We start from the raw sequence: 13,108 nt of genomic DNA on the forward strand, positions 1-13,108 counted from the left end.
TGATCAATCCAGGCTTTCATCGTCTTCCAGGAAGCGCCATTGGCCTTCCGGAAGTTTTCCCAGTCGGATATTACCGATACGCACACGTTTGAGTCCTGTGACCTTCAAACCCACCAATTCACACATACGACGAATCTGGCGTTTTTTTCCTTCCTGCAGGATAAAACGCAGTTGGTCTTCATTCAGCCATTCCACTTTGGCGGGTTTTAGTTTCTTTCCATCCAATGAAAGACCGTGATTTAAGAGTTTCAATTTGTCCGGGGGAAGCTTGCCTTCCACACGCACGATATATTCTTTTTCTAATTTGGATTCTTCGCCGATGATGCGTTTGGCGATACGACCATCCTGGGTGAAGAGCAGCAAACCTTGGGAATCAATATCCAGGCGCCCGGCGACGGCCAGGCCCTTGAAGTGCTCTTCTTTCAGGCGCAATTTGGAGTCGCCAAATTGGTTTTGAGCCGTGATCAGCTTGATCGCCGGCTGATAGGGAGGCTCGGGCTGGGAGGAAACGTAACCGATGGGTTTATTCAAAAGAATCGTTGCCAGACGTTTTTGCTGTTTCAGCGCCTGAGCTTCCAGCGTGATGCTGACCTTGGGGTCCACCTTGGTTCCCAACTGACTGATCACTTCACCGTTCACGCGAACCAGACCGCGGGAGATGTAATCATCCGCTTCACGGCGTGAACAGATTCCACGTTCAGCCATCAGTTTGGAAAGGCGTACTTTATTGTCGTCACTCATAAGCGGATCTCCGTCCAGATCGTATCCATTTCATAAAGGCGAAGGTAAGAAAGGCTTTCGGCTTTGACCTGCTCTTTAAGTTTATTCAGAAAATACAAAGCGATATTTTCTGTGGTTGGGATGGTGTTTTTAAACTCTGGAATCACAAAGTTCAAGTGCTCATGATCCAGTTTGCCGGTGAGTTGGGCTAAAATCCCCTGTAATTGGGACTTTTCCTGTTCCCAGTGGTTCGGGGACACATGAAAGCCCACTTCCAGAGTGTAATTATGCCCATGTCCGTACTGCGTGTAGCAGCGGCCAAACTCGGTTTGATTCTTTTTATCATCCCATTGGGACTGCTGATAGAAATGCGCAGCGCTGAAGGGGCTTTTTAAAGTTAAAATCACAGATTGATTCCGCCATCCACGGATAAAATCGCTCCCGTTGTCCAGGCAGACTGATCAGAGCCCAGGAAATATGCAGCTTTGGCGATATCCTCGGGCTGACCAATGCGCCCTAGTGGTTGCAGAGTTTTCATCTGCTCGACGATCTCGTTTTTCTTTTCCGCAGGCAGTCCGTGGAAGCTGTGAATAGGGGTGTCCACAATGCCCGGGCATACACAGTTAGCGCGGATCTTGTGAGGTCCGCCCTCCAAGGCCAAGCTTTGTGTCCAGTTGATCAAGGCCGCTTTCACGGCCGCATACGAAGAGGTCGGTCCTTGTGGGCGCAACCCCAAAGTGGAGGCGATGTTCACGATGCTTCCGCCACCTTGTTCTTTGAAGTAAGGGAAGAACGCGCGCACAACCCGCAATGGTCCCAGCATGTTCACTTCAAACTGACGGCGCCAGATTTCATCACTGCCGTCTTCGGTGTTATGGGCTTCATAGATGCCAGCATTGTTCACAACACATTCCACGCGATGAATTTTTGCCCCCAGGACTTCGCCCAGGCGTTTATTTAAAGCCGCTTCATCGGAAAGGTCACAGGATACAATCGAGGCGCCGCTACGGCATTTCAGGGCCACGTCCTGAAGGCGTTCTTTGTTGCGTCCCATCAGATAGACGAAGTATCCATTTTTTGAAAATTCGGTGGCGATGGCGGCTCCGATGCCACTGCTGGCTCCGGTGATTAGGGCGGCTTTTTTCACTGTGTGGACTCCCGTTTTTTTGAACTGGACTTATGGTAGCAAAGGAGGGGGCCGATGAGAAGTTATGTCCTTGCGCGAAGCGTTTTCTATCGGAATAAAGTTCTTTTTCGTCGGTCTGATGATCTTCGGCGCCTTTCTTATCCAAATCCCCTAGTTTTGCCAAATAAAAAAGCCGGGTGGGAAACCCGGCTTTACGGAAGAATTCGAAATAGGAACGGCGTTAAGCCACTTTTTTGGCTGCCGTGTAGTGGTAATACTTTTTGTCAAAGTCCGGTGCCTTCATGCCTTCTTTAGTGATCAGGCCGGCTTTAAACCAGTCGAAGTGTTCGGCGCAGAAACCTGCTTTTTCAGACTTCTTTTTGCAGCCTTCGCCGCAGCAGCGGGATGATTCAAGGGAAACAACGTTGTTTGGAATCTGTTTTGAAAAATTTTTGTCAGCCATCGAGTGACCTCCAGATGAAATCTTAAGCTGGTTAATTGTCTTAAGACATAAGACTTATCGGCGAAGGTCTAATGGACTTTAGAAAATCTTCTCAGATCTGGAAGATCTCAAATTGAGACAAAAACAAGATAGCCAGGCAAAGCTGGCTATCTATGGGATTGGATTGGTGAAGTTTGAAGACTTAGATCAGTTTCAGGAAGCGGCCCAGGTCAACGGGTTTCGAGAACAAATAACCCTGACCATAGCGCGCGCCCAAGGTTTCCAGAACCAGGGCTTCCTCGTGGTGTTCGATACCTTCAGCGATGACTTCGATATCCATGGCATGCGCCAAGTGGATGATAGAGCTGACAACGGCTTTGGATTTTGGATCGCTAAGGATTTTCATCACGAAAGAGCGGTCAATTTTCAGGAAGCTGATAGGCATCTGAGTCAGATACTGCAAGCCCGAGAATCCAGTTCCGAAGTCATCAATGGAGATCGCATAACCCAGGCTGCGGCACTGGTTTAAAGCATCCAGAGCAATCGCCCCGTCCATCATGATTCTTTCAGTTATCTCCAGTTTGATATTCTGGGTTTGCAGATCATGTTTTTCACGCAGATCTTCCAGATTGTTCACAAAGTCTGAATGTGTGAACTGGCGGCCAGAGATGTTGATGCTCATCATGAAATCGTCGGACATTTTTTCTTTTTTATTCAGGCGCAGTTGATCCTGAATGGTGCGCAGATCCTTTAGTGCCTGATTGATAATCCAGTGGCCAATCGGGATCACCATCGAAGAGTTTTCGATAATATCAATGAACAGATTCGGCGAAACCAATCCATGTTGTGGAGAGTTCCAGCGCAACAAAGCCTCGCAGCCCGTGATCGTTTTGGTTTTTAGATTTACAATCGGCTGATAAAAAAGTTCAAATTCCTTGTTTTGGAAGGCTTGGAAGATCTGATTTTCAAGTTTGATTTGATCCAGGGCGCTTTGGGTGCCGTCGGCCCCGGCACCGGAGTTGTCGATCTCGACTTCGGACATTCGGGCTGGCGCCCCCATGTTTTTGCGGCGAAGTCGTTTTAGCAGGACACGCATCAAAAGCTGAACGACTTTATCCGCCGTGGAAACTCGCTCCAGAACCTGTTGCTTGGTGACAATGGCCAGGCGAACATCTTCCAGGGCTCGAACCGAAGCGGAGCGGTTCTGGTTGTCGATCAAAGCCATTTCGCCGAAGATTTCACCTTCACCCAGGATCGTCAGGGGGATTTCCTCTTTGTCCTTGGTAAGGAAGATAAGAACCCGGCCCTTTTCGATAATATAGGCGCAGTCGCCCTCATCGCCTTCACTGAAAATAATCTGATCTTTGTGGATATCGACGGACTGAGTTGCTGCATTCATAGATGTTTATCATAGGGTCTTTAGTGCAGGTTCGACAAGTCCAGCTGATTCATTTGATTGATTTTCCAGCCCGTAAATTCCGCCTTTGCCAGCATCGAGAAATGGATGGCGCCCAGAGGAATCCACAGATGCCTTTTCATCAGGAAGTCCATTCCGGTCTGGCACCATTTCTTTTGTTCGGAAGGCTTGGTGGCCTGGGCAAGTGAGGACAAAATTCGGTCGTACTCCGGGTCTTTCAGGCGGAAGTAGTTCTCTGGGTTGTCGGGGGCAAAGGTTTCCAGTGCGGCCAAGCAGGTCGGGCGGTCCGGTGAAACTCCTTTACGGAACAGGGCCGGAGGGGAATTTTGCAGAATCTGCAAGTACACTTTGTTCTCTTTGGCTTCAAGATGGGTTTTTAATCCGGCATTTTTCATCCACTGATTCTGCATCCATTCCGTGGCTCGCTTGTGGTCTTCGCCGCCAAGACTGGAGAACATAAACGTATAAGTGCTACTGGAAAGATCCTTTTGCATCTTCTTCAGGTCAAAGTCGTAACAAGGGGCTTTTTCGGGGAACCAGGAATCCGGAACTCCCACACAGCCGGGGCGCCCCTCGGAAGAAAAGATCTTCTGCAGTTCCACGTAGTTCAAAGAATAGATGAAAGCTTTGCGCAGGTCTTCACGGTCTTTCAGCTCAGGCCCAAACCCGACATAATCCAGTCGGGTGACCGGAATCCAATGAAAGTCCGGACGTTTCTTGTGGCTGGGGATAAACAGAGTCGGCAGTCGGCGTAGGAACTGCAATTCGTTTTTTTCATAAAGCTGCAAGGCCACGGTGTCTTCTTCGACGAACAGGAACTCCACTTGCGGTCGGGAAGCGTGGCCTCCTTGATAGATGCCATTGGGGGCAAGAACAATCTTCTGTCCTTTTTTCCATTCAGCCAGTTTGTACGGGCCAGAGTATGCCGAAAGATCGCTCTTGGTCGGAGCCAGCAGAAAACTTGCCAGATTATACTCAAAATCCGGATCAGCTTCCTGGAATTCAAAACGCAAAGTCAGCGCATCAGGAGCAGTGATACCCAAAGAATCCATCTTGGCTTTGCCACTGTAAATATCCCGGGCATTTTTAATTTTGAACAACAGGTCCGCTCTCGGAGCTGCTATTTTGGGGTCCAGAATCTTTTTATAGGTGCGCAGGAAGTCTTCAGCGGTCAAAGGTGAATTGTCACTCCATCTCAAGTTTGATTTGAGTTTGCAGGTCAGAACCTTCTTTTTGTCGCGCGAGCATTTGCTGCCCAAGTCAGGCACGAGCCCCGCTTTGTCGTCAAAGGTGAAGATATTGCGATAAAGATTTCCCAGCAGATAGCTGGAGGCGGAGGTCTTTTGTTTGTTCGGGTCCAGACTGCCGGGCTCGGTGGCTAAATGCAGACGAAAGACTTTGTTGGAAGCAAAAGCCAAAGTGGGAACTGTCAGAAGAAGTGCAAGGATGATTTTCATGCTCTTGATCTTAGCTTAGAGGGGGTGTTAATTGAAGCGGGAAAACGTCCTGATGGCGGGGTTTTGATTCCAAATTTCTTGCCGGTGCTAATGGGGCCACTCAGAATGGAGTTCTTGAGAGGGTTCTATGTTGAAGCTCGTTGTATCCTTGATGTTGATTCTGTCTGTGGTGGGGTGCCGATCGGCCGCTGTTAAAACTGAAGAGGAAATGCCCAGTATTGAAGGTGTCATTCCCAGTGGTGGGACTTGGACGGAAGGTGTGTTTGTGTCTGGCTGGAATGCCTATGTTGAACTGGACAATAAGTCTCAAGGGCAGCTTGAAAAGAGTCTGCTGCTGGAGCTGAAGCAGAAAGCCGAAAGTCAGCTGCGGGCGCTGGGGTTTAAGCTTGCCTCTCAAAAGGTCGCTGCGAATGTCTGGATTCGGGTAAGTTATTCTGACGTCAGCTTTGCGACCGCGTTTCCGTTTGAGAATGTCGGCTCTGTTCCGAGCGAGTCAAGAATTCTCGAAGCAGCGAATGAAGCTCCTCAAGCTGCGAAAAGAAACGTGCAAGTTTTGTTGGATGGAAAGTTTTATTCTTTGCAGTCAGAGAGAAATGAAAAAGTCGGCGATTACTATTTAACTGTATATGCGCAGAATTACGGTGAACGTCCGCAGGATATTTATTGGATGCGCCAGCGCGGGCTTGCGGGAACAGAGGTGTTCCATCAGGCGATTCAAAGCGCCACAGATCGTTGGATTGCAGGTTTGAGTTTCTTAAAAGACCGGGTGCGGGAGCAAAAGCAAGCTGGCCCTCCTGGTTGCATTCCACGGCTTGGGTTTGCCGTGGAGCCGGTTTCAATTAAAGGGCAACTGCAATATCTTGTGACTGCGGTGGAAAAAACTTCTCCGGCTCAGAGGGCCGGAGTAAGGGTGGGTGACTTTGTATTGGAAGTGGATTCCCATTCGTATGGGGAGTTTGCCAAGAAGCCCGAGTTCAATCGGGCTGCCTATAAGGATCTTAAGAAAGTCCCCGTGAAGCTGCTGCGCGGAGAAAAAGAAATCCTTTCGCAGATTCAGGCTCAAATGGTTTGCAAGTAGTTACAGATTCAATGGCAAAGGCAGGCGTAACAGAGTGTTGATCTGGGCTTCTGCCAAGGCCGGTGAGCTTTCTACGGTGAGTGACACCGGGCTGTTGTTGGCGTATCCGGAAATGCGAATGATGTCGTTTTCTTTTGTGGTCTCCAGGCTGACCGGAGCTCCGCGAGCAAAGCCTTTGATAGTGCGACCTTCAGCTGATTGGACGATATTCAAAGACACACGCTGTCCATAGGCGTATCCCGAGATCACACTGCCTTCGTCAGACTTAAGAACTTCCAAGGACAGAGGCTGGCCGTCAGCGTGACCGGAAAGTTTGGTCATGGATTTGCCTTCATTCAGGTTAAGTGAAATCGACTGGTTGTTGGCGTGACCAGATACGCTAGCTGCTTGTGATGAAAGAGCGATCAGGAACAATGCGGGAGCGAGAATTGAAAATTTCATAATAGATCTCCTGGAACATGATTTTTTGAGATTCTAGGTCGGTATCTGGAGCTTTTGCAAATTTGAAGTTAGTAAGGTCAGCACGAGGTGTTTCAAAATTGCATTGTTGCAACAGAAAATAAAAAAGCTGGGAGGTTTTGCCTCGCCAGCTTTTTTGTTTGAACCAGAGGGTTTGGACTATTTATCCAATTCCATTTTTGCAATCGTTTGCAATTGCATATTGGTTGTACCTTCGTAGATCTGACCGATCTTAGCGTCACGCCAGAATTTCTCAACCGGGTATTCTTTTGTGAAGCCGTTACCACCGAACAAGTCGATCGCTTTGGACGTGATTTTCTCTGCCGCGCGGGAAGAGTAAAGCTTCGCCATCGCAGCCGCTTCGATGAAATCTTGGCCAGCGTCTTTCAAACGAGCCGCATTGTAAACCATCAAACGAGCGGCTTCCAATTCGGTACGCATTTCTGCCAACTGGAACTGAACGCCCTGGAAGTGAGCGATTGGTTTTCCGAACTGCTCACGGCCTTTTACGTACCCAAGAGCTGCTTCGTAAGCACCTTGAGCGATACCGATCATTTGCGCGCCGATACCGATACGGCCTTCATTCAGTGTTTCAATCGCGATCTTGTAGCCTTTGCCGACTTCGCCCAAAACGTTTTCTTTTGGAACTTCGCAGTTTTCAAACAGCAATTCACAAGTGGAAGACGCGCGGATACCCAATTTGTCTTCTTTTTTACCAACGGTGAACCCTTTGAAGCCACGCTCAACGATGAACGCTGTGATGCCTTTGTAGCCTTTTTCCGGAGCCATATTTGCAAACACGATAAAGATATTAGCTTCGTTACCGTTCGTGATCCAAAGTTTGGAACCGTTCAGAACCCATTTGTCACCTTTGTCTTCTGCTTTCAATTTCAAGGCAAAAGCGTCAGAACCGGAAGAGGATTCAGAAAGAGCGTAAGCGCCCACGGATTTGGAAGCCATTTGGCCCAGGTATTTTTCTTTCTGAGCTTCAGTACCCCATTTTAGGAAGGCATTTGTTGTCAGGGTGTTTTGGACGTCCACAAGAACAGAAACAGAACCGTCAACGCGGCCGATTTCTTCAACAGCCAAGCAAGCCATGAAGAATGTAGAACCAGCGCCGCCCCATTTTTCAGGAGTCTCGATACCCATCAAACCCATTTCGAAAAGTTTCGTCAGGATCTCTGGATTCATGGCTGCTTTTTCGTCCATGTGAGTAACGTGAGGCTTGATTTCAGATTCTGCAAAAGATCTTACCGCATCACGGAAAGCCAATTCGTCTTCAGAAAGTGTGGTTAGAGCGGGGCGAGCGTTTAGAACATCAGACATTAAATTTCCCTTCGATCGGAAACCACCAGCCAGAGGCTCCTAACTTAGATCTGCCCCTGCGAACAGTCCTCGCGGACGTGGTCCTGTTGGGACCTACTGCTGCGGAACTTGGTGCCGACCTAAGTTAGGAGCCTCTGGCTGGTGGTTTCAGTTCTTGTTAAAACGTGTATGAAAAGCGGAATGACCGTATCTGTTTTGGGTGATGAATTCAAGATTTTGAGAGGACAAGAGGCCTACTCTTAACAAGCTGTGTTAGACTGATTGCACTTTAAATGTGCAAGTGTTTCGCCACACTAGACAAGGGTCTAGGTGTGTTTTAGCGTGAGGGTCTATGGATTTGATGGAAATTGGTGCCAAGATTGGCGTTTACTTTATTCCTTTTCTTTTTGCACTGTGCTTTCACGAGTTTGCGCACGGGTGGGTGGCGCGTCTTCGTGGGGATAACACGGCAGAGCAAATGGGCCGTCTGACGATGAACCCTTTGGCGCACATGGACATGATTGGAACCTTTATTCTGCCTTTGGCGGCGATCATCTTCTCATCGCCGATTTTCTTTGGTTGGGCGAAACCGGTGCCGGTGAATTCGCGCAATTTGAAGAACCCCCGGGTGGATATGTTCTGGATTGCTTTGGCGGGGCCACTTTCTAACATCCTGCTAGCGTGTGTCGGGGCTTTTGTGATTGCTCTGGTCGCGAAGTACTACTCTTTCGGTATGTATACCAAAGGGGCGGTGACCATTCTGCAAACGTTTATTGTGACCAATATGTTCCTAGCCTTCTTCAACCTTTTGCCGGTGCATCCTCTGGATGGTGGCAAGGTGCTGGCGCGCTTCCTGCCTGCCAGTCTGAATTATAAGCTGGAACAAAATGAACACATCACCAGTATGGTGCTGATGGTGCTGGTTTTAACAGGTGTCCTGCGTTTCTTGGTGGGCCCGGTTATTTGGAGTTCCGAACGCCTGATCGGTCTTGCGATGGGTGGAGTGGGAATCTAAAAAAAGAAGTTGTTGAATAATCCCAGACGGCTTGATTGAATTGTCGCCGCCTGGTGTGTGGAACGAATGAAGAACGTTCTGAAATGAAATTGGTAGAGGGGACCATCTTTCATGAGTATTACAGTACAGTTGCCTAAATTCGAGGGACCTCTAGGGCTGCTTCTTTACCTTATCCGTAAAGAGGAAATGGACATCATGGACATCAAAGTCCATGAGATCACCAAGCAATACCTTGATTATATCAAATTGATGAAAGAGCTGGATTTGGAAGTGGCGGGAGAGTTCGTGGCGATGGCTGCGACCCTGATCCAGATCAAATCCCGCATGCTTTTGCCTCAGTACGATGAAAATGGCGAAATCGTTGAAGCCGAAGATCCACGTAAAGAACTGGTTCAAAAACTTCTTGAGTATCAAAAGTACCAAGAGGCGGCGAAGCTGCTTTATGAACGCCCTCTTGTGGGTCGTGACGTGTGGCTGCGTGGCACACGCGAGTCTCTGGATGAAAAAGAAGAAGAAATCATCCTGGAAGACAACGCTTTGTTCTCTTTGATCGCCAGTTACCGCAAAATGCTTCGTTCAGTGAAAAAGAAAATTCACCAGGTGACGGCAAAGGCCCAGTCTATCTCCAGCCGCGTGTTGGAAATCAAGGATCGTCTGATCGTGGGGCAAAAAACCACCTTGATGGATCTGGTGACGGCGACAGAAGATCGTGCTCGTCAGGCTTTGATCACGTTCCTGTCCTTGCTGGAACTGGGTAAAATGGGCTTTGTGGGTCTTTACCAGACAGAAGCTTATTCTGACATCTGGGTGGATACGAAAAAAACAATCGAAACAGATGTGTTGAGCCGTGTGGAAGAATACGACTCTATGGGCGCCGATGCAGTGGCTGCCAAAATGATGGAAGTTTCTAAAAAAATCGAAACTGACGAAGAGTTCCTTCTGGCCGATGAAGAAGATCTGTTGGAAGAAAACAGTCAGATCCAAATGGAATTGGGTGCTGGTCTTGCAGAAGGCACAGAGCTGGTTGATGGCTCTGGTGTTGATGATATCGCCACGGACGACGAAATCTTGGCTGCAGAAAATGAATTGTTTAAAGACGACGTGACGGAAGTGTAAGAGGGGACCATGTCTGAAGAAAAAGACGAATTGTTGAACGATGAAGTAAATCACTCTGAAGATTCTGAAATGGTGGATGCGGAAGCATCTTCTGACGAGCTTGCTGCTGGCGACGTGGATACTGAAGCCTCTTTGTTCCTGCAAGAGGAAGAAGAGTCTGAAGGTTTCCTTCCGGAAGTGAGCGATGATGAAGTGGTTGAAATGGAAGCAACTTCCGAAGACGAAGTTTCCGTGGATGGCACAGAGCTTGATGGCTTTGATTCTGCTGAAATCGAAGAAGTGGAATTCGTTGAGGAGGAACGCCTTGAAAGCATCGTGGAAAGCGTTCTTTTCGCCTCTGATCGTCCGGTAAGTCTGGCCTCCCTGAAATTGCTTTTCAAAGGCACTAATATCCGTGGCGATAAGATCCGTAGAGCTTTGGATCAATTGGCTGTGGAATACGCAGGCGGCCGTCGTGGTGTTACTTTGGAAGAAGTGCCGGGTGGCTACCAGTTGCGTACTAAAATCGACAATATGGAATTCCTGAAGCGCACTTTGAAAGCTCGTCAATTCAAGCTTTCTGGTCCAGCTTTTGAAGTTCTTTCTATCGTGGCTTACAAACAACCTACAGTTAAAGTGGAGGTTGATGAAATCCGTGGCGTTGAGTCCGGACACTTGTTGCGCGCTCTGATGGAAAAGAATCTGGTTTGCTTCGAGGGTAAGTCTGAATTGCCAGGTCGTCCTATGCAATACGGAACCACTAAGAAGTTCCTTGAAATCTTCGGCCTAAGAAGCTTGAAAGAACTTCCGACCTTGTCTCAGATCGACGAGTTGCTGCCTGAAGGTATCGACGAACAACAAGCTGAAGAAAAACCAACTTTGGCGATGATCACGGATTCTTTGTCCGAGACCTTTATTGGCTCTTACTCTCAAGGAGAAGAAGAGTTGATGAAGATTCAAGAACAACTTGAAGATATTGCAACAACCAGCAACTTCTTCGAGGAAGAAAAACGCCGTCAGGCGGAAAAACGGGATCAGGAACGTGCTCAGAACATTCGTGATGCTTTGGCCTTCGGTGAACCTGTGTCCACTCGTGATCAAAACTGGCTGACCAAGTACGATGAGGCTTTGGCAGCAGGAACAAGTTTGGTGGCTTTGGCCGCTGAAAAGAAAGCGGCGGCCTTCGCTAAGAAGCCAATGGCTTCCATGGAAGAGGGTGGCGCTGGTGAAGAGATCTCTGCAGAAGGATCTGAAGAGACAGCTATGGAAGCTTCTGAAGATATGGAATCCACCGGTGGGGATGATTCCGAACTGGAAGACGCTATCGTAGCATTTGAGAGTGACGAAGATCAGGATGAAGCTTCAGACGACCAATTGTTCGCTGACTCTGACGATGAATCTTCTGATGAAGACGAGGAGTTGCCTTTCCTAGGCGAGGCGGACGATATTGATGAAGAAGGTGAAGCTTCTGTTTAAAGCTCTTTTGAGCTTGTGGATTGTCTATAATATCTTTGTGATGTTGGTTATGCCCAATGTAGGAGCCTACTTTGGGCGGGTCACCGCGAACGTGGTGACCCCTTATGCCAACACTGTCGGTTTGAACGCGGGTTGGAATTTCTTTTCTCCAGAGCCCGCGCATCCGATGTATCTGAAATACACCGTTTATTACCCCGAAGCTGAGATCCAAGAAGGCGAGAGTTCATCCGAAGAGCGCGAGCCTGTGGAAGGTTTTTTCCCTGTTCAGAATGACAAGCGCAATGTCCCTAATATCACCCATAAACGTGAATGGGCTTTGATGCGCTATATGGTTTTGGATGCCAAAAGATTGCGCCTGCTCATGGGGCCTTGGCTGTGTCGCCAGTATCCGGGAGCAGCTTCCATTGCTATGGAGCATGTGATTGAGACCATTCCGTTTCTGGATCAGGCTGTGCGCTTTCAGGATGAGAGTGTGAAGGATCTTTCCAAAGAAGTTCAGTCCGTGCGTGAAACCGTTTCTTGTCAGGGCGGAATGGACGAGGAGAGCTTATGATGAAAAAACTCTGGGCTCAATGGGATGAATTCTGGTTTGCTCCGCAAAGTCTTCTGGGGCTGGCGTACATGCGTATCATGCTGTGCGGAACCTTGCTGTATATGAATATTACGCGATTCTACAATCTGGAGTTTTATACAGACTCCAGTTGGATTCCTCGTGTTCGTGCTTTGGAAGTCATGCCAGAGCTGGGTCGTCCGCTGTTTATGTGGATGTTCTGGCCGGACTCCATAAATTTTGCCATGAATCTGGTGCTGGTGGTTTTTCTGGCTTTGCTGACACTGGGGATTGGTGGACGCTGGCTGATGTGGATCACCTGGATCATCAATGCGGGCTTCCTGCAGAGAAACTACGCTGTGAATTTTGGGGCTGATATTATCGGCGCCTTGTTCCTGTTCTATATGTCTTTCACACAGTCCTGCGAACGGCTAAGTCTTAAAAATGTGCTTCTGGGGAAAACGCAGTTCCATCAGTCGGATGTATTAAGTTCGGCGATGATTCGCATGATGCAGGTTCAGATCAGTGTGATTTATGCCTATACAGGATGGGAAAAGCTAAAGGGTGGAAGCTGGTGGGATGGGACCGCTCTTTGGAGCGTTTTGGCAAATCCGCAGATGACCACTATGGACTTTTCATTCCTGCGCCACTTCCCGTGGGTGATTCCGGTGATCGGTTATGTGACGATCCTGTTTGAAATCTATTTCCCGGCGATGGTGGTTTGGCACCGCACCCGTTACTTGTGTTTGTTGTTGGGGTTGTCCTTCCATGCTGGTATCGGGATCTTTATGGGCTTGATGCCGTTTGCGACAGTGATGGTCTCAACTTACTTCCTCTTCCTGGATCCGCAGTTGCTCGAGGCGGTCTTGGCAAAAGCTCGCGCGGTTCTTCATCGTCCAAAGGCGACTCAGGCGGCCTAAGTCTCATTTCAAAACAGACTCTTCCCTAAAAATGAACAGATCCCTGTC

The 13,108-nt window shown here is 48.6% G+C and carries 14 protein-coding genes; 6 read left to right on the forward strand and 8 right to left on the reverse strand.

Going from position 1 to position 13,108, the window contains the following annotated elements; genetic code table 11:
- Positions 1-3: 3 nt before the first annotated feature.
- The 6 genes from ACES2G_RS08665 to ACES2G_RS08690 all read right to left on the reverse strand — a co-directional run bounded on the left by ACES2G_RS08665 (position 4) and on the right by ACES2G_RS08690 (position 5,162).
- Positions 4-741 carry a pseudouridine synthase gene (locus tag ACES2G_RS08665; RefSeq protein WP_347357103.1) on the reverse strand — a complete coding sequence of 246 codons (738 nt, stop codon included), beginning with the start codon at positions 739-741 and terminating at the stop codon, positions 4-6.
- Positions 738-1,127, reverse strand: a complete 390-nt coding sequence (locus tag ACES2G_RS08670) for a 6-carboxytetrahydropterin synthase (protein ID WP_347357101.1) — start codon at positions 1,125-1,127, stop codon at positions 738-740. The genes ACES2G_RS08665 and ACES2G_RS08670 overlap by 4 nt, the downstream gene beginning before the upstream one ends.
- The gene (locus ACES2G_RS08675) at positions 1,124-1,867 is read right to left on the reverse strand and encodes an SDR family oxidoreductase (protein WP_347357099.1); all 744 of its coding nucleotides are present in this window, start codon (positions 1,865-1,867) and stop codon (positions 1,124-1,126) included. The genes ACES2G_RS08670 and ACES2G_RS08675 overlap by 4 nt, the downstream gene beginning before the upstream one ends.
- A gap of 220 nt (positions 1,868-2,087) precedes the next feature.
- Entirely contained in the window at positions 2,088-2,309 is a 222-nt protein-coding gene (locus ACES2G_RS08680) for a hypothetical protein (protein WP_347357097.1), read from the reverse strand.
- A gap of 181 nt (positions 2,310-2,490) precedes the next feature.
- Positions 2,491-3,687 (reverse strand): EAL domain-containing protein, encoded by a 1,197-nt coding sequence (locus ACES2G_RS08685; protein WP_347357095.1) that lies wholly within the window; start codon positions 3,685-3,687, stop codon positions 2,491-2,493.
- Positions 3,688-3,707: 20 nt separating this feature from the next.
- Entirely contained in the window at positions 3,708-5,162 is a 1,455-nt protein-coding gene (locus ACES2G_RS08690) for a peptide ABC transporter substrate-binding protein (protein ID WP_347357093.1), read from the reverse strand.
- A gap of 127 nt (positions 5,163-5,289) precedes the next feature.
- On the opposite strand from ACES2G_RS08690, the gene ACES2G_RS08695 reads away from it, so the two are divergent.
- On the forward strand, positions 5,290-6,240 hold the full coding sequence (locus ACES2G_RS08695; protein ID WP_374001829.1) for a PDZ domain-containing protein: 951 nt from the start codon (positions 5,290-5,292) through the stop codon (positions 6,238-6,240).
- Here the strand turns inward: ACES2G_RS08695 and ACES2G_RS08700 are convergent, their stop codons facing one another.
- Positions 6,241-6,681, reverse strand: a complete 441-nt coding sequence (locus ACES2G_RS08700; RefSeq protein ID WP_374001830.1) for a hypothetical protein — start codon at positions 6,679-6,681, stop codon at positions 6,241-6,243.
- A gap of 177 nt (positions 6,682-6,858) precedes the next feature.
- A complete protein-coding gene (locus ACES2G_RS08705) occupies positions 6,859-8,025 on the reverse strand; it encodes an acyl-CoA dehydrogenase (protein WP_347357089.1) in 1,167 nt (388 codons plus the stop codon).
- Between the two features lie 331 nt (positions 8,026-8,356).
- On the opposite strand from ACES2G_RS08705, the gene ACES2G_RS08710 reads away from it, so the two are divergent.
- From ACES2G_RS08710 to ACES2G_RS08730, 5 genes are all read left to right on the forward strand, one after another.
- Positions 8,357-9,019 (forward strand): site-2 protease family protein, encoded by a 663-nt coding sequence (locus tag ACES2G_RS08710; protein ID WP_347357088.1) that lies wholly within the window; start codon positions 8,357-8,359, stop codon positions 9,017-9,019.
- A gap of 111 nt (positions 9,020-9,130) precedes the next feature.
- On the forward strand, positions 9,131-10,135 hold the full coding sequence (locus tag ACES2G_RS08715; RefSeq protein WP_347357087.1) for a segregation/condensation protein A: 1,005 nt from the start codon (positions 9,131-9,133) through the stop codon (positions 10,133-10,135).
- A 9-nt stretch (positions 10,136-10,144) separates the two neighbouring features.
- Positions 10,145-11,590: an SMC-Scp complex subunit ScpB gene (scpB, locus tag ACES2G_RS08720; RefSeq protein ID WP_374001831.1), complete on the forward strand. Its 1,446-nt coding sequence runs from the start codon at positions 10,145-10,147 to the stop codon at positions 11,588-11,590.
- Complete coding sequence (locus tag ACES2G_RS08725) at positions 11,565-12,143, forward strand: hypothetical protein (protein ID WP_347357083.1); 579 nt, start codon at positions 11,565-11,567, stop codon at positions 12,141-12,143. Before scpB ends, ACES2G_RS08725 begins: the two co-directional genes overlap by 26 nt.
- Positions 12,140-13,060, forward strand: a complete 921-nt coding sequence (locus tag ACES2G_RS08730; RefSeq protein WP_347357081.1) for an HTTM domain-containing protein — start codon at positions 12,140-12,142, stop codon at positions 13,058-13,060. The genes ACES2G_RS08725 and ACES2G_RS08730 overlap by 4 nt, the downstream gene beginning before the upstream one ends.
- Positions 13,061-13,108 lie beyond the last annotated feature (48 nt).

This window comes from Bdellovibrio bacteriovorus, assembly GCF_041888015.1.
GTDB lineage: Bacteria > Bdellovibrionota > Bdellovibrionia > Bdellovibrionales > Bdellovibrionaceae > Bdellovibrio.